The 14855-nt window shown below is 73.8% G+C and carries 13 protein-coding genes and 1 tRNA gene; 10 read left to right on the forward strand and 4 right to left on the reverse strand.

Features of this window, described 5'->3' with window-relative positions; all coding sequences use genetic code 11:
* The first annotated feature begins 131 nt into the window (after positions 1-131).
* From ACWDRR_RS37850 to der, 3 genes are all read left to right on the forward strand, one after another.
* A complete protein-coding gene (locus ACWDRR_RS37850) occupies positions 132-1217 on the forward strand; it encodes a prephenate dehydrogenase (RefSeq protein WP_387892866.1) in 1086 nt (361 codons plus the stop codon).
* 318 nt (positions 1218-1535) lie between these two features.
* Complete coding sequence (gene cmk / locus ACWDRR_RS37855) at positions 1536-2249, forward strand: (d)CMP kinase (RefSeq protein ID WP_449776812.1); 714 nt, start codon at positions 1536-1538, stop codon at positions 2247-2249.
* Between the two features lie 251 nt (positions 2250-2500).
* Positions 2501-3952 carry a ribosome biogenesis GTPase Der gene (gene der, locus ACWDRR_RS37860; RefSeq protein WP_449776813.1) on the forward strand — a complete coding sequence of 484 codons (1452 nt, stop codon included), beginning with the start codon at positions 2501-2503 and terminating at the stop codon, positions 3950-3952.
* Positions 3953-4101: 149 nt separating this feature from the next.
* Here the strand turns inward: der and ACWDRR_RS37865 are convergent, their stop codons facing one another.
* Positions 4102-4791 (reverse strand): hypothetical protein, encoded by a 690-nt coding sequence (locus tag ACWDRR_RS37865; protein ID WP_449776814.1) that lies wholly within the window; start codon positions 4789-4791, stop codon positions 4102-4104.
* Between the two features lie 235 nt (positions 4792-5026).
* A complete protein-coding gene (locus ACWDRR_RS37870; protein ID WP_449776815.1) occupies positions 5027-5872 on the reverse strand; it encodes a hypothetical protein in 846 nt (281 codons plus the stop codon).
* Positions 5873-6564: 692 nt separating this feature from the next.
* Between ACWDRR_RS37870 and ACWDRR_RS37875 the strand changes: the two genes are divergently transcribed.
* The 7 genes from ACWDRR_RS37875 to ACWDRR_RS37905 all read left to right on the forward strand — a co-directional run bounded on the left by ACWDRR_RS37875 (position 6565) and on the right by ACWDRR_RS37905 (position 12880).
* Positions 6565-7374 (forward strand): LysM peptidoglycan-binding domain-containing protein, encoded by an 810-nt coding sequence (locus tag ACWDRR_RS37875; protein WP_449776816.1) that lies wholly within the window; start codon positions 6565-6567, stop codon positions 7372-7374.
* Positions 7375-7734: 360 nt separating this feature from the next.
* Complete coding sequence (locus tag ACWDRR_RS37880; RefSeq protein ID WP_449776817.1) at positions 7735-8082, forward strand: transglycosylase family protein; 348 nt, start codon at positions 7735-7737, stop codon at positions 8080-8082.
* A gap of 238 nt (positions 8083-8320) precedes the next feature.
* Positions 8321-8962, forward strand: a complete 642-nt coding sequence (locus ACWDRR_RS37885) for an alpha-ketoglutarate-dependent dioxygenase AlkB family protein (RefSeq protein WP_449776826.1) — start codon at positions 8321-8323, stop codon at positions 8960-8962.
* A 350-nt stretch (positions 8963-9312) separates the two neighbouring features.
* Complete coding sequence (locus ACWDRR_RS37890; RefSeq protein ID WP_449776818.1) at positions 9313-10173, forward strand: acyl-CoA thioesterase; 861 nt, start codon at positions 9313-9315, stop codon at positions 10171-10173.
* A 193-nt stretch (positions 10174-10366) separates the two neighbouring features.
* Positions 10367-11158 carry a DUF1684 domain-containing protein gene (locus ACWDRR_RS37895; protein ID WP_449776819.1) on the forward strand — a complete coding sequence of 264 codons (792 nt, stop codon included), beginning with the start codon at positions 10367-10369 and terminating at the stop codon, positions 11156-11158.
* A gap of 215 nt (positions 11159-11373) precedes the next feature.
* Entirely contained in the window at positions 11374-12669 is a 1296-nt protein-coding gene (locus ACWDRR_RS37900) for an MFS transporter (RefSeq protein ID WP_449776820.1), read from the forward strand.
* Between the two features lie 137 nt (positions 12670-12806).
* Positions 12807-12880, forward strand: a tRNA-Pro gene (locus ACWDRR_RS37905).
* Positions 12881-12952: 72 nt separating this feature from the next.
* Here ACWDRR_RS37905 and ACWDRR_RS37910 read toward each other — a convergent pair.
* Together ACWDRR_RS37910 and ACWDRR_RS37915 are read right to left on the reverse strand one after the other, a co-directional pair.
* Entirely contained in the window at positions 12953-13282 is a 330-nt protein-coding gene (locus ACWDRR_RS37910) for a tyrosine-type recombinase/integrase (protein ID WP_449776827.1), read from the reverse strand.
* Between the two features lie 1054 nt (positions 13283-14336).
* Positions 14337-14705 (reverse strand): mycothiol transferase, encoded by a 369-nt coding sequence (locus tag ACWDRR_RS37915; protein WP_449776821.1) that lies wholly within the window; start codon positions 14703-14705, stop codon positions 14337-14339.
* Positions 14706-14855: the final 150 nt, after the last annotated feature.

Consider the following 14855-nt stretch of genomic DNA (forward strand, 5'->3'; position numbering starts at 1 on the left):
GTGAGAGGGGACGGAGCCGGCGGTCGGGCGGTTGCGCTCGGCGGTGCCGGGCAGTGGCCGCAGGGGCGGTGGGGATGCGAGAGGATGGGCGGGCACGTCCAGGTCAGCCCCGTGAGGAGAGCCACCCCGCCATGCGCACTGCCGCCGTCGTCGGTACCGGACTCATCGGCACCTCCGCCGCCCTCGCCCTGACCGGGCGCGGGCTGACCGTTCATCTGGAGGACGCCGACCCGGACGCGGCCCGCACCGCCGCGTCGCTCGGGGCCGGCACGATCGAGCCCGCCGACGGCCCGGTGGACCTGGCGATCATCGCGGTGCCGCCCGCGCTGGTCGGCAAGGTGCTCGCCGACTGCCAGCGGCGCGGCCTGGCGCGCTGGTACACCGACGTGGCCAGCGTCAAGGACGGGCCGCGGGCCGAGGTGGCGGCGCTGGGCTGCGACACCGTCCACTACATCGGCAGCCACCCGATGGCCGGCCGCGAGCGGTCGGGACCGCTGGCCGCGCGCGCCGACCTGTTCGAGGGCCGGCCGTGGGTGCTCACCCCCACCGCCGACACCGACACCGAGACGCTCAACGCCGTCCTGGAGCTGGTCGCCCTCTGCGGCGCGATGCCGATCGTGATGGACGCCGCCGCGCACGACCGCGCCGTCGCCCTGGTCTCGCACGCCCCGCAGCTGGTCTCCTCGCTGGTCGCGGCCCGGCTGGAGAAGGCCGACGAGACGGCGATAAGGCTCTCCGGCCAGGGGGTCCGGGACGTCACCAGGATCGCGGCCTCCAACCCGGGCATGTGGGTGGACATCCTCTCCGCCAACGCGGGCGCGGTCGCCGACATCCTGGAGGAGGTCGCCGTCGACCTCGGCGAGACGGTCACCGCCCTGCGCGCGCTGCAGGCCACCGAGGAGGGTGAGCGCCGCGCTGGGGCGGCCGGGATCGAGACCGTGATGCGCCGGGGCAACGCCGGCCAGTCGCGGATCCCCGGCAAGCACGGCGCGCCGCCCACCCGCTACGAGACGGTGGCGGTCGTGCTCGGCGACCAGCCGGGCGAGCTGGGCCGGCTCTTCGGCGAGGTCGGCGCCGCCGGGGTCAACATCGAGGACGTCGACATCGAGCACTCGACCGGGCAGCAGGTCGGCTTCGTCCAGCTGTCGGTCGCGCCGGCGGCGGTGATGCCGCTGACGGTGGCGCTGCGGGCGAGCGGGTGGAGCGTCCGGGACTGAAGCACCGGACGGGGTCGAGGGCCGGGCCGGGGACAGTGTTCCGGCCGGGGCGCTGAGCCGGCTGCGCTGACGGCGATCGGGGCGACTGAGGGCTGGCTGAGAGGCGGCCGAGAGGCGGCCGAGGGGGTGGCCGAGGGGGTGGCCGGGGTGCGGGGCCTGCCGGGGGCCTGCCCGCCGAGGAGCGGCCCCGTCGGCGCGCGGACCGGGGTCTGGCGCCGGTCCATTAACCTTGAGGGAGACATCCCCCGGTTTCACGCTGAACGGCTCGCGCCGTACAGATTCAGGTTTCGGGTTCAGGCCCAGAGAGAGGTTCGCCCCGTGGACACTGCCGACCGAGCGCACGCCCCGGTCGTCGTCGCCATCGACGGACCCTCCGGCTCCGGCAAGTCGACCGTCTCCCGGGCGGTCGCCACCCGGCTGGGGCTGAGCTTCCTGGACACCGGCGCGATGTACCGGGCGCTGACCTGGTGGATGCTGGCCAACGACGTGGACGTCGACGACCCGGAGGCCGTGACCGTTGCCTGCGGCAAGCCGGTGATCGTCTCCGGCACCGACGCTGCCGGTCCGACCATCACGGTGGACGGGCAGGACGTGTCCGGTCCGATCCGGGGCCCCGAGGTGACCGCGCGGGTCAGCGCCGTCGCCGCGGTGCCGGCCGTGCGGACGCGCCTGGTGGAGCTGCAGCGCGGCTGCGCCGAGGTCGCCGAGCGCGGCATCGTCGCCGAGGGCCGGGACATGGGCAGCGTGGTGTTCCCGGACGCCACCGTCAAGATCTTCCTGACCGCTTCGGAGACGGCCCGGGCCGAGCGGCGGGCGGCCGAGCTGCGCGCCAAGGGCGTCGACGAGGCCACCATCGCCGAGATGGCCGCCGACCTGGGCCGCCGGGACAAGGCCGACTCCTCGCGCGAGACCGCTCCGCTCACCCAGGCCGCCGACGCGGTCCTGGTGGACACCAGCGAGCTCACCCTGGAGCAGGTGATCGGCACGATCACCGCGCTGGTGGAGGAGCGGGCCGGGCTGTCGGCGGTCTGAGCCGCCGCGCTCGTCCGGGGCCCGAAGGCTCCGGGGCCCGAAGGCTCCGGCGCCGGTCGGCCCGCCGTCCGGGGTTCGTCGTTCCGGGCTCGTCGCCCGGGGCTCATTGTCCGTGACCTTCGCAGGTCGCGGCTTGCTGTTCGGGAGCGCCCGCGGGGCGTCTCCCTGTAGTACTCGCGCTGCCCCGACCGGGGCAGGTACGCACGGCACGCCCCTGGGAAGGGCCGCGCCGGGAAACGGAAAACACGAACATGACCACAGAGCACTCCGCCGCCGGCCACGGTGAGCTGGACGCCGCCGAGTACGCCGAATTCATGGCGCTCGCCGCCGAGGAGGGGTTCGACCCCGAGGACGTCGACGGGCTCGAGGGCGGCGAGCACATCCCGCTGCCCGTGCTGGCCGTCGTCGGCCGCCCGAACGTCGGCAAGTCGACCCTGGTGAACCGCATCATCGGCCGCCGCGAGGCCGTCGTCGAGGACAAGCCGGGCGTCACCCGCGACCGGGTCAGCTACGAGGCCAGCTGGAACGGCCGCCGCTTCAAGGTCGTCGACACCGGCGGCTGGGAGATCGACGTCCTCGGCATCGACGCCATGGTGGCGGCGCAGGCCGAGCTGGGCATCGAGACCGCCGACGCGGTCCTGTTCGTGGTCGACGCCACCGTCGGCGCCACCGACACGGACGAGGCCCTGATCAAGATCATTCGCCGGGCCGGCAAGCCGACCGTGCTCTGCGCCAACAAGGTCGACGGCCAGTCCACCGAGGCGGAGGCCGCGTACCTGTGGTCGCTCGGCCTCGGCGAGCCCTTCCCCGTCTCCGCGCTGCACGGCCGCGGCTCCGGCGACCTGCTCGACGCCGTCATGGAGGCCCTGCCCGAGGCCCCGCCGCAGACCTTCGGCGTCGCCACCGGCGGCCCGCGCCGGGTCGCGCTGATCGGCCGGCCGAACGTCGGCAAGTCCAGCCTGCTGAACAAGGTCGCCGGCGAGGAGCGGGTGGTCGTCAACGAGCTGGCCGGCACCACCCGTGACCCGGTCGACGAGATGATCGAACTCGGCGGCAAGACCTGGAAGTTCGTCGACACCGCCGGCATCCGCCGCCGCGTCCACCTGACCGCCGGCGCGGACTTCTACGCCTCGCTGCGCACCTCCGCCGCGCTGGAGAAGGCCGAGGTCGCGGTCATCCTGATCGACGCCAGCGAGACCCTGGCCGAGCAGGACACCCGGATCATCTCGATGGCCGTCGAGGCCGGGCGCGCCGTCGTCGTCGCCTACAACAAGTGGGACCAGCTGGACGAGGAGCGCCGCTTCTACCTGGAGCGCGAGATCGAGCGCGATCTCGTCCAGGTGCAGTGGGCGCCCCGGGTCAACGTCTCGGCGAAGACCGGCCGGCACATGGAGAAGCTCGTCCCGGCGATCGAGACCGCCCTGGCCGGGTGGGAGACCCGCATCCCGACCGCGCGCCTGAACGCCTTCCTCGGCGAGCTGGTCGCGGCGCACCCGCACCCGATCCGCGGTGGCAAGCAGCCGCGCATCCTGTTCGGCACCCAGGCGGGCACCCGCCCGCCGCGCTTCGTGCTGTTCGCCTCGGGCTTCCTGGAGGCCGGGTACCGCCGGTTCGTCGAGCGCCGGCTGCGCGAGGAGTTCGGCTTCGTCGGCACGCCGATCTCGATCTCGGTGCGCGTGCGGGAGAAGCGCAAGCGCAAGTAGGGCGCCTGAGCGGTCGGCCGCGCCGGCCGCGGCCTGCGTGACAGGAGGTCCCCGCCACTTCGGTGGCGGGGACCTCCTGCGTGCGTGGGGCGGTTGCGTGGGGCGGTTGCGTGGGCGTGCGGGGGGCGGGGTGCGAGGGGCGGGCGCGGTCAGTGCTGGTCGCTGCTGCGGCCCGGGGGGAGCGAGAGCAGGTTGCGGTGGCGCCCGCCGGTGGCCGGGCCGGCGGTGGCGCCGGTACCGCCGCCCATCACCGGCGCGGGCGCCGGAGCGGGCATCGGGTGCGGCACGGGGCCCAGGTAGCCGGCCGCCACCCAGCCCTGGCCGTTGGTGAACTGGGCGGCGGGCTGGGCGGGTTGGGCGGCCGGACCGGCGTGACCGAGGCCGTCGCTGGTGGGGTCGGCGGGGTGATGGTGAGCGGGGGTGTGGTGGCCGCCGTGCGTGCCGGTGGGGTGCGTGCCGTTCGGATGTCCGCCCGTCGGGTGCGCGCCCGTGGGGTGCGCGCCCGTGGTGTGGCCGGCGTGAGTGGTGTGCTGGCCGTTGTGTCCCGGACCGCTGTGCCCCGGACCGGTCTGCTGGCTCGGCATGAACTGGGGGATGCCGAGGGCCTGGCCCGCGTACGTCTGGAACGCCTGGTGCTGGGGCGGGTACGGGCGCGGCTCGGCGAGCACCGGGTAGCCGTCCCGGACGGCGAAGCCGGCGAACTTCAGGTTCTCCTCGCCCGAGCGGTCGCCGGGCAGCGCGCGGAACAGCCGCCGGTACTCGGAGTACAGCTCGTCGTAGATCGGCGTGGCCGAGTGCGGGTGCTCAGCGTCGTACGACGGGCGCATGCCCGGGATCACGCGGGGGACGGTGGTGGACCGGCGGTGGGATGCGGAGACGTCGTAGCTGTACACATAGGGGCCAACGAGCGAATCCGCCGGGGGATGCGGGGTGCGTCGGCCCGGCCGGAAGGTTGGCCTATGCCGATCGGGGGAGCCGATCGGTCGGTGGCGGGCCTTCCGGCCGGGCGCGGGGCAGGGGCGCCCGGGCAGGGGCGCGGGTCGGGGCTGGCCGGGTCGGGGCTGCCGGGGTGGCTCAGGTGCCCGCGAGCGGGAGGGAGGCGCCGACCACCTGGCCCAGGGCGACGGCGCGCTCCAGCGCCTGGCGGAGCAGGTCCTCGCGCGGCTGGCGGCCGACCGTGCCGGCCGGGACCGCGTACATGGTCACCTCGGTGAGCTGGTTGGCGGCGAACCGCCAGGCATCGGTGACCTGGAGCGGCTGGTGCGCCTGCCACCAGCCGGTGCTCCCCCCGGCGGCCGCGGGCTGCAGGATCGCGTGCAGCTTGCCCATCGCCACCAGGACGGACCAGCCGGGCAGTTGGTCCGGCGTCTTGTCGAGGTCGGTGACGGGCTGGAAGCCGGCGTCCTGGAGGAGGTCCAGGAACTCGTCCGTGCCGGAGGTGTTGCCCGGACGGCCGACCGGGCCGGTGGGCTCGACGACCACCGAGGCGTGGCCGGTGCCGCCGTGCAGGACCAGACCGCAGGTGATGCCGAGGATGGCGGCCTGGCCGGGCGCGGTGGGCTGGGCGGCGGCGGGCTGGTCGCCGGTGGACCGGGCGGGGCCCGGGACGGCGGGGGCGGGTACCGTCGCGGGCGCGTCGGCCTGCGCCTGGCTGATGCTGCGCACCGCGCCCACCAGCTGCTCCTCGGAGACCGGAACCACCTGGGAGGGGATGCAGCGGGCATGGGCGAAGGCGAGCACCGCCGTTTCCTCGCCGACGAACAGCACGGTGCTGGTGGCCTCCTGGAGCGAGTCGCCGGGGGTGCGGCAGGAAGTGCACTCGTAGCTGTCGGGTGCGTGGGCGCCGCCGAGCAGGCGGTCGGCCTCGTCGTCGCCGATCTCGGATCGGACCTCGTCGCTGACGGCGAGCATGCGCGGCACTGGTACTCCTCGGGTTGTCGGGTCCGCCGGCCGTCAGGGGTTGACGTGGGCGGGGAGCGGGGCGGGTACTGCCGGGGACGACCGGGTCCGGCCGGGGTCGGTCGGGCCGGGTCGAGTGGTGGGGCTCGAGTGGTGGGGCGGAGGGGCGTTTCCGGCCGCCTTTACCAACGGAGCCCTGTGTCAGGGGTCACGGGTGGGCCCCGAGGCTGACGGGAATTGCCCCTGATCCGACCGCGCCGCGCTGTCGGGCGGTCACAATCTGTCGATGTCGGTGACAGGACTGCCGGAATGAAACCGTGAGGTGAGTCACGGCCGGTCGATGTTTGATCTAGGAAATGACGGCTATATCGGACAAATTGGACATGCTTGCATGGTCATTACCGCCGGTAACGCCTTGCTGAGCTGGGCAGACCGCCGAGTGTTTGGTTCCCCGGCGGCCGACTCGTAGCTTCATTGGCGGTGCAACGAGCACCACCCGGGTTCACCCCCGACGCACAGCCCGCCGGCTCAACCCGGTGCAGGCCGTGCCCGCCGATGCGACCGCTCGATCCGGTCGCCGGTGCGTGGCGGGTGGCCGGGGCGGCGCGGCACGTCCGACACGTGCCCGGCCGCCCGACGGACGCGGCGAGCGATTCGGCCCCTCTCGAGGGTCTGGTTCCGCATGCCCGCCCGGGGCTGTCGAGAGGAACCTCATGACCTTCCGTAACGAGACCGCCGCTGCCACCCCCTCCACCGTCACCAAGCGCAACCGCGTTCGGATGGCTGTCGTGGCGGGCGCCGCTGTCGCGGCCCTGCCGGTGGCCGGCCTCGTCACGGCCACCTCGGCCTCCGCCGCCTCCGTCTCGACCTGGGACGCGGTTGCCCAGTGCGAGAGCGGCGGCAACTGGGCCATCAACACCGGCAACGGTTTCTACGGCGGTCTGCAGTTCACCTCCAGCACCTGGGCCGCCTTCGGCGGCACCGCCTACGCCTCGCAGGCCAACCTGGCCACCAAGGCGCAGCAGATCGCCGTCGCCGAGAAGGTCCTCGCCTCGCAGGGCCCGGGCGCCTGGCCCGTCTGCTCCGTCAAGGCCGGCCTGACCAAGGGCGGCGCCCCGGCCGCCGTCGACACCTCCGCCGGCTCGACCGCCGCCGCGAAGCCGGCCGCCCCGGCCGCCACCGCCGCGCCGAAGCCCGCGCAGGCCCCGAAGGCCGTTGAGGCCCCGAAGACCGCCGCGCCGAAGGCCGCCGAGGCCCCCAAGGCCGCCGTCGCGCCGAAGGCCGCCGACGCCGCCACCTCGTGGAAGTCCGACAAGCCCGCGAAGCCCGCCAAGCCCGCCGCTCCGGCCTCGAACGACGCCAAGCAGGTCACCGGTGGCAACTACACCGTGAAGGCCGGCGACACCCTCAGCACCATCGCCGCCGCCCAGGGCGTCGACTGGCACGCCCTGTACGACAACAACGCCAAGGTCATCGGTGGCAACCCCGACCTGATCTTCCCGGGCCAGACCCTGACCGTCTGATTCCTCGGGTCCTTCGGGTCTGTTGGATCCGTCTGATCCGTCCGATCCATCGGGTCCACGGGATCCTCGGGTGCTTCCGGGCCCTGAGGGTCCTTCGGGTCCTTCCGGTTCGGCCGGGCCGCCTGATCCAGGTGGCCGCCGTACCCCGGACGGGTCGTTCGACCGGCCGCTTCTCCGCTGTGCGGGGGAGCGGCCGTCGGCGTGTCCGGCGTGTCGGGCCGGGCGGGGGAGGCGCGCGCCTAGGGTCGGCTGCTGTGCCTTCCCAGCGTTCGTAGGATCAGCCGTGAATCCTTCCTACCGACCGGAGTCCCGGTACGGGGCGCGGCTGCCGTTGCCGCGCTTGCCCGCCTCCTCGCCCTCGTGCTCGCTCCCGCCCTCGTGGCCCTACCCGCCGCCGTGCTGATCCCGGACGGGCGCGCCCGGGCCGCCTCGACGGTCGCGGACGTGATCTGGGACGAACTCGCCGAGTGCGAGAGCGGCGGCGACTGGCGGGCCGCCACCGGCAACGGCTACTTCGGCGGCCTGCAGATCTGGCCGCCGACCTGGGAGGAGGCGGGCGGCCTGCGGTTCGCCGACCGCCCCGACCACGCGAGCCGGCGCCAGCAGACCACTGTGGCCGAGGAGATCCTCCGTATGCAGGGCTGGGAGGCGTGGCCGGCCTGTGCCCGGGAGATCGGGATGATCGGGGACGACTCCGACCACGGTTAGGCGGCGCTGCTGCCGCTGCCTGCTGGTCTCCCTGCCTCCCCGTCTCCCCGTCTCCCCGTCTCCCCGCGTGTCTGCCTGCTTCCCCGCCTCCCGCCCGCCGGTCTGCCTGCTTCTGCTGCTGCCGGCCGTGCCCTCCGCCCCGCCGGACGCAGCGCGGGTGCGGGAGGATGGTGGCGTGATTCAGGGCGAACTGTTCGGTGCTGATCCCGGGTCCGGTGGCGGTTCCGGCGGCGCGCCGGTGCGCGGGAGGTCCGAGCCGGCGCCCGGTGCGGTGCTCGTCCCCGGCTGGCTCGATGCCGATGCCCAGCTCCGCCTGGTCGCCGCCTGCCGGGAGTGGGCCCGTCCGCCGGCCGGGATGCACGCCGTACGGATGCCGACCGGCGCCATGATGTCCGTCCGCATGGTCGGCCTGGGGCTGGACTGGTACCCCTACGGCTATCGCCGCGTCGCGGCCGACGGCGCACCGGTCAAGGCGTTCCCGCCGGAGCTCGCCGGGCTCGCCCGCAGCGCGGTCGCCGAGGCGTACGGGGAGGCCGTCGACGCCGTCGCGGGCGCTGTCGGGTACGAGCCCGACATCGCGATCGTCAACCACTACCCGCACGGCGCGAAGATGGGCCTGCACCAGGACCGCGACGAGCGGACGGACGCGCCGGTGGTGTCGCTGTCCCTCGGCGACACCTGTCTCTTCCGGCTCGGCAACACCGAGACCCGCACCCGGCCGTGGACCGACCTGGAACTGTGCAGCGGCGACCTGCTGGTGTTCGGCGGACCGGCGCGTTTCGCCTATCACGGCGTGGTGCGCACGCTGCCCGGCACGGCGGATCCGGCGCTCGGGCTGACCGGCCGGCTCAACATCACGGTCCGCCAGTCGGGTCTCTGACGGTTCGCTCCCGGTGCGGTGCCCGACGTTTCCGACCCTGTTCCCGGTGTGCCCGCGGTGCCTTCGGGGCGCCCCCTCCGACGCACCGGCGGCGTTCCTCTCGCCGCCCCGAGACGTCCGCCGAGACGACCCTCGAGACGACCCCCGAGACGTTCCCGGGGCAGCGCATCGAGGCCGCGTTCGAGAGAGTGGGTCCTCGTTCGAGTGAATCGGTGGCGAGGTGCGGGGGCGGGGGGAATGCCCTGGCTCGCTGAAGGATTCGACTGGGCGGGAGAATTCGATAGAACGGGCGTCGGCAGCCGGACGGGAAACCTCCGCTCGGGTCGGCCACCCGGAGAGGAAGCGCACGCATGGGTACCCCTGTCGACGAACTCGTCGAGCTGCTGGATCTTGAGCAGATCGAACTGAACATCTTCCGCGGGCGCAGCCCCGAAGAGGCGCTCCAGCGGACGTTCGGCGGCCAGGTCGCGGGCCAGGCGCTGGTGGCGGCGGGGCGCACGGTGGACAGCGACCGCCCCGTCCACTCGTTGCACGCCTACTTCCTGCGCCCCGGCGTGCCCGGCGTGCCGATCGTGTACCAGGTGGACCGGCTCCGGGACGGCCGCTCCTTCGCCACCCGCCGGGTGCTCGCGATCCAGGGCGGGCGCTCGATCTTCGCCCTCACCGCGGACTTCCACCTCCCCGAGGAGGGGAGCATCGAGCACCAGTACCCGATGCCCGCCGTCGCCGCTCCCGAGGACTTGCCGAGCGCGCTGGACGAGGTCGGGTCCCGGCTGGGTGAGCTGCCTCCGTTCATCAGCCGCCGGCAGCCCTTCGACATCCGCTACGTCGACCGGCTGCGCTGGACCAAGGAGGAGCTGGCCGGCGTCGAGGCCCGCAGCGGTGTCTGGCTGCGGACCAACGGCGCGCTGCCCGACAACCCGCTGATCCACGTCTGCGCGCTCACCTACGCGAGCGACATGACGCTGCTCGACGCCGTCCGCGCCCCCGTCGAGCCGCTCTGGGGCACGCGCCACTTCGACATGGCCTCGCTCGACCACGCGATGTGGTTCCACCGGCCGTTCCGGACCGACGACTGGCTGCTCTACCAGCAGGAGTCCCCGATAGCCCACGGCGCCCGCGGTCTCGCGCGCGGGCAGATCTTCGACCGCCACGGGCAGCTGGTGGTGTCCGTGGTGCAGGAGGGGCTGTTCCGGCCGCTGAAGGACTGACGCGCCCCCGCAGCGCCCTGCGAGGTCGGGCGGGGCGCTGTCCGCTGCCGGCCGGGGCGACCGGGATGATCCACCCCGGTGGTCGGCGTTGAGGTGATGACGGAACGCATGGACGGACGGCGGGAAGCGGACGGCGGACGTCGATGCACGGCGGACGGCCCGGCGGGCCAGGACGGACTGGGAGGGCACACCGATGACGGCGACAGCCGCAGAGGACTGGAAGCACTGGAGTGACGGCCGCGCGGCGGCGGTGAGCGCGGAGCACGGACAGCTGGCGCTCACCGGTACGCACTGGCTGGAGCCCGGGCCGACCGGGATACCCGGCCTGCCCGGCCTCTGGTGGGCGGACGCGGAGGGTGTGCGGGTCCGGGCGACGCCGGCCGACGGCATCGTCGTCGCGGGTGCGCCGGGGCCGGTGGACGGCGAGGTGCTGCTCCGCCCGGACACCGACCCGGCCGCCGACACCGCCTCCGCCGGCGAGCTGCTGCTCGTCCCGATCGAGCGCGAGGGCGAGCTCGCCCTGCGGGTCTTCGACCCGGCCTCGCCCCGCCGGCAGTCCTTCGCCGGCATCGCCGCCTACCCGTACTCGCCGGAGTGGGCCGTCCCGGCGGTCTTCACCCCCTTCGAGGACGGCGACGCCCGGGCCGTCCTCGTCCCCAACGCGGACGGCAAGGACCGTCCGCTGGCCGTCACCGGCCGGATCACCTTCACGGTGGCGGGCGAGCACCGCACCCTGACGGTCAGCGGCGCCGGCCACGGGCTCAGCGGCGTCATCGCGGACGCCACCAGCGGGGCGGACACCTACCGCTTCCGCTTCATCACCCTCCCCGCACCCGACGCGGACGGCCGTACGGTGCTGGACTTCAACCGCGCCTACCTGCCGCCGTGCGCCTTCGCCGATCACTTCATCTGCCCCTTCCCGCCGCCGGGCAACCGGCTGGACTTCGCGGTCGAGGCGGGCGAGAAGCAGGTCCTGACCCGCTAGCCGCTGCCTTCGCCGCCGCTCACCGGGGGGACGGGTCGCCGGTGGAGGCTGCCCAGTCCAAGGGGCCTGCAGGCCCCCGGCCGCCACCCCGGTGGGCGCGGCGCGCGGGCGCAGGTCGAATATGGGGGGCTGTGTCGACCAATCATCCTGCCAATTCGGGCGCCGCGCCGGCCGGTGCCGCCTCCGAGTCCGCCGCTCCTGCCTCCACGCCTTCCGTGCCCCCCGAGCGCCCCGCGTCCGCCCCCTCCTCGGCCGCCGAACTGCCCGCCGCGTCCATACCCTGGTACCGGCGGGCCTTCGCCGACCTCAGCCCACTGCGCGACAACGTCGACTACCGGCGGGTCTGGTTCGGTCAGGCGGTCTCGTCGATCGGCCAGCAGATGACGGCCGTCGCCGTCTCCGTGCAGGTCTACGACCTGACCGGCTCCAGCTTCGCCACCGGCCTGGTCGGACTCTTCTCGCTCTTCCCGCTGATCGCCTTCGGCCTCTACGGCGGCGCGATCGCCGACACCGTGGACCGACGCCGTCTCGGCCTGATCGGCTCGGCCGGCCTCGCCGTCGTCTCTGCCGTCCTCGCCGCCCAGGCGTTCGCCGGGCTCGGCCTGGTCGCCGTCCTCTACGCCGCCGTCGCCGTCCAGGCCGGCTTCTTCGCGCTCAGCTCGCCCGCCCGGTCGGCGATGATCCCGCGCCTCGTCCCGAGCCACCAACTCCCCGCCGCCAACGCCCTGAACACCGTCAGCATGAACCTCGGCCTCACCGTCGGCCCCATGCTCGGCGGCGTTCTCATCGGCGCCTACGGCACCCAGGCCGCCTACCTGGTCGACACCGTCGCCTTCGCCGCCACCCTGTACGCGATGTGGCGCCTGCCCGCCATGCGCCCGCTCGGCGACCGCCGCGGCCGCGCCTCCGTCCTCGACGGCCTGCGCTTCCTGCGCGAGCAGCCGAACCTGCGCACCAGCTTCCTCGCCGACCTGGCCGCGATGATCTTCGGCATGCCGCGCGCCCTCTTCCCCGCCATCGCGGTCACCTTCTACGCCGGCGACGCCCGCACCGTCGGCCTGCTGGTCGCCGCCCCGGCGGTCGGCGCCCTGACCGGCGCGCTGTTCTCCGGCTGGGTCAGCCGGGTCAACCGCCAGGGCGTGGCCGTCCTCGCCTCCGTCGCCGCCTGGGGCCTCGCCATCGCCGCCTTCGGCCTGGTCCACAACCTCTGGCTCGGCCTCTTCCTGCTCGCCGTGGCCGGCTGCGCCGACACCGTCAGCATGATCTTCCGCAACACGATGATGCAGGTCGCCGCCCCCGACGAGATGCGCGGCCGCCTCCAGGGCATCTTCATCGTGGTCGTCGCCGGCGGCCCCCGCCTCGGCGACTTCGAGTCCGGCACCGTCGCCTCCCTCACCAGCCCCGCCACCTCCGTCATCAGCGGCGGCCTCGCCTGCGTCGCCGCCATCGTCCTCCTCGCCGCCCGCCGCCCCGCCTTCCTCCGCTACGACGCCCGCCACCCCACCCCCTGACCCCGCCGCCCCGCGATACCTGGCAGCGAGCACCCCCCGACGTGCTGTATTGTTTTCCACGTCGCAGGGAGACCGGCGACAAGGTCGAGAAGCCCCACCGCAGAGCCCCCCAGGCTCCGCCGAAGGCGCCGAGACCACGGGACGTGGCGCAGCTTGGTAGCGCACTTGACTGGGGGTCAAGGGGTCGCAGGTTCAAATCCTGTCGTCCCGACAGTGATGTCGGAGCCCCGCTGACTGGACGGAAGTCCAGGACAGCGGGGCTTTTGTCGTTTCCGAGGGTGGGTCAGCGCACGAGTTGCAGGTGGCGGCCGGGGAGTCCTGCGGGACCACTTCGGGACCAGGGGCCTCGCGGGGCCCGCGCGGGTGCGCGCTCAGCGCCTCGCCGGCCAGCTCGATCGAGCGCCGGCGTGAGCGATCCGTGCCCGGCGATCTTCCGCAGGACGTGCAGCGGCACCCCAGCGTCGGCCATCCATGTCAGCCCGGTGTGCCGGAGGTCGTGGCGGCGCAGGTGCTCGAAGCCGAGCGCGACCACCACTTCGTCCCAGTGCGTCGCGTCCCGCAGGACGGCGGTGGTGATCCGTCCACCCCGCGGCCCGGTGAACAGCCGCGCCATCGGGGCCCGGTCGATCACGTTCAGGAGCCAGGCGACCAGCTCGGTCCGGCGCCGCTTGCCCTTGGTTCCCTTGTCCCACCAGCCCGCCGGGCCCGGTCGTGGTCTGCCGGCACAGGTCCCACGTCCAGCGCTTCCGGTCGACGTCCTTGCGGCGCACGCCGGAGACCTCGCCGATGCGGGCCGCCGTGCACGCCGCGAAGCGCGCCACGTCGCCCCACCCGCCGAACTCCCCGTGCGAGCGCAGGACCAGGTTCGTGGCGCGCTGGTGCTCGCGCTGCCAGCCGCTGACCTTGGCCGGGTTGGTGTCGATGGCGCCGTCCCGGAGGGCGTGCTCCATGACCCGCACGAGCACGGCGAGCGTGTTCTTCACGGTGGACCGGTCGTGCACCCGTACACGGCGCGGTCGATCACGCCGTTCGTGACGGTGCGCACCGGCAGGTGGCCGATCGCCCGACCGCGCCCAGTGATCGGTGCGGTTCGGACAACCCGGGGGAAGTGGTGCGCGTCCGGCCGGCCGGGTGTGGACTCGATCGGGTCGCCGTGGACGTTGCCGACCGGCTCCAGGGGCGGGCGGCAGCCGCTTTCCGGCCGGGTGGACGTCTGACGCCTGGGTGTCCTGTGCTCGCGGCACCGGTTCGCCTGCATCGTGGTGGCTCGGGACGGCGTCCTCGCAGCAGCCCGAGGCCGCGGACGGCCGGCGGGTTCACCGGGTGGTTGTGGTGCGGTCGGAGCACGACGGCCACCGAATCACGGTGCAGCGGCCCGGCGCGGGCGGGGAGCTGGTTGTCCAACGATTGGTCAGGACAGCGGCAGGGGCCTCTGGCCCGGGACGATGGGGCTTGTCGAGGTTCAGTACGGCGCCGAGCCGGAGGCACCTGGCAAGTGAAGGCTCGTAGCGGGTCCTACCTGCGTGTGCGGGTGTCGGGTGGCTCCGTCGGGGTGGTCTCGCAGGCCGGACGGGGCCATTTCACCCTGCCCGGTCATTGAAACGACCCGCCGGAAGCGCAGAATGAGGCCTTCCGGTCGGCTGACGGGTCCTCATGCAAGATCGCGGTTAGTCGACGAACTGCACGGTATCGCGGTGACGCGCAGCCGCGCTTGTGCTGTTCGACGGTTCCGCGAGGTGTTCGCGGCGGAGGCCGACATGGTCGTTGTGTCGCGCGAATTCCTCGATCACACGGGTGTGGGTGGAGCGGAGTGAGAAGATGCCGTCCCGGCGCCGCCCGATGACGTCAAGGCGCTCGGTGGCATTCACGATCTCAGGGGATCGGGCGCATTCCTCGTGCCGGAACTCGAACGCCCCGGCCGGATCCGCGGTGCCGATGTCGAAAGTGCCGCCGCTTCGGGGCCGGTGCGCCCGCGCGTGCCGCGGCCGGGCCGTCACGCCGGCGCCGCGGGAAGCCGGCCGGCGTGGCGTAGTCATCGGCCCCCCGCGGAGGTGCCAGGGCGCTCGGCGGGGGGCCGAGCGCCCTGGTGACCGTGTTCTATTCGCGGTTGCCTGCGGCTTCGATGGCTCGTTGGCGGGTTGCGCGTGCGGTTGCTTGTGTCGTGGTGGCCAGGGTGACGAGGGCGC

Source organism: Kitasatospora sp. NPDC003701 (assembly GCF_053587085.1).

Excerpts from the sequence above, each read along its gene's own strand:
- ACWDRR_RS37850 (WP_387892866.1), top strand. The coding sequence starts at position 132 with ATGCGCACTGCCGCCGTCGTCGGTACCGGACTCATCGGCACCTCCGCC.
- der (WP_449776813.1), top strand. The coding sequence starts at position 2,501 with ATGACCACAGAGCACTCCGCCGCCGGCCACGGTGAGCTGGACGCCGCC.
- ACWDRR_RS37875 (WP_449776816.1), top strand. The coding sequence starts at position 6,565 with ATGACCTTCCGTAACGAGACCGCCGCTGCCACCCCCTCCACCGTCACC.
- ACWDRR_RS37890 (WP_449776818.1), top strand. The coding sequence starts at position 9,313 with ATGGGTACCCCTGTCGACGAACTCGTCGAGCTGCTGGATCTTGAGCAG.
- ACWDRR_RS37895 (WP_449776819.1), top strand. The coding sequence starts at position 10,367 with ATGACGGCGACAGCCGCAGAGGACTGGAAGCACTGGAGTGACGGCCGC.
- ACWDRR_RS37910 (WP_449776827.1), bottom strand. The coding sequence starts at position 13,282 with ATGGCGCGGCTGTTCACCGGGCCGCGGGGTGGACGGATCACCACCGCC.
- ACWDRR_RS37915 (WP_449776821.1), bottom strand. The coding sequence starts at position 14,705 with ATGACTACGCCACGCCGGCCGGCTTCCCGCGGCGCCGGCGTGACGGCC.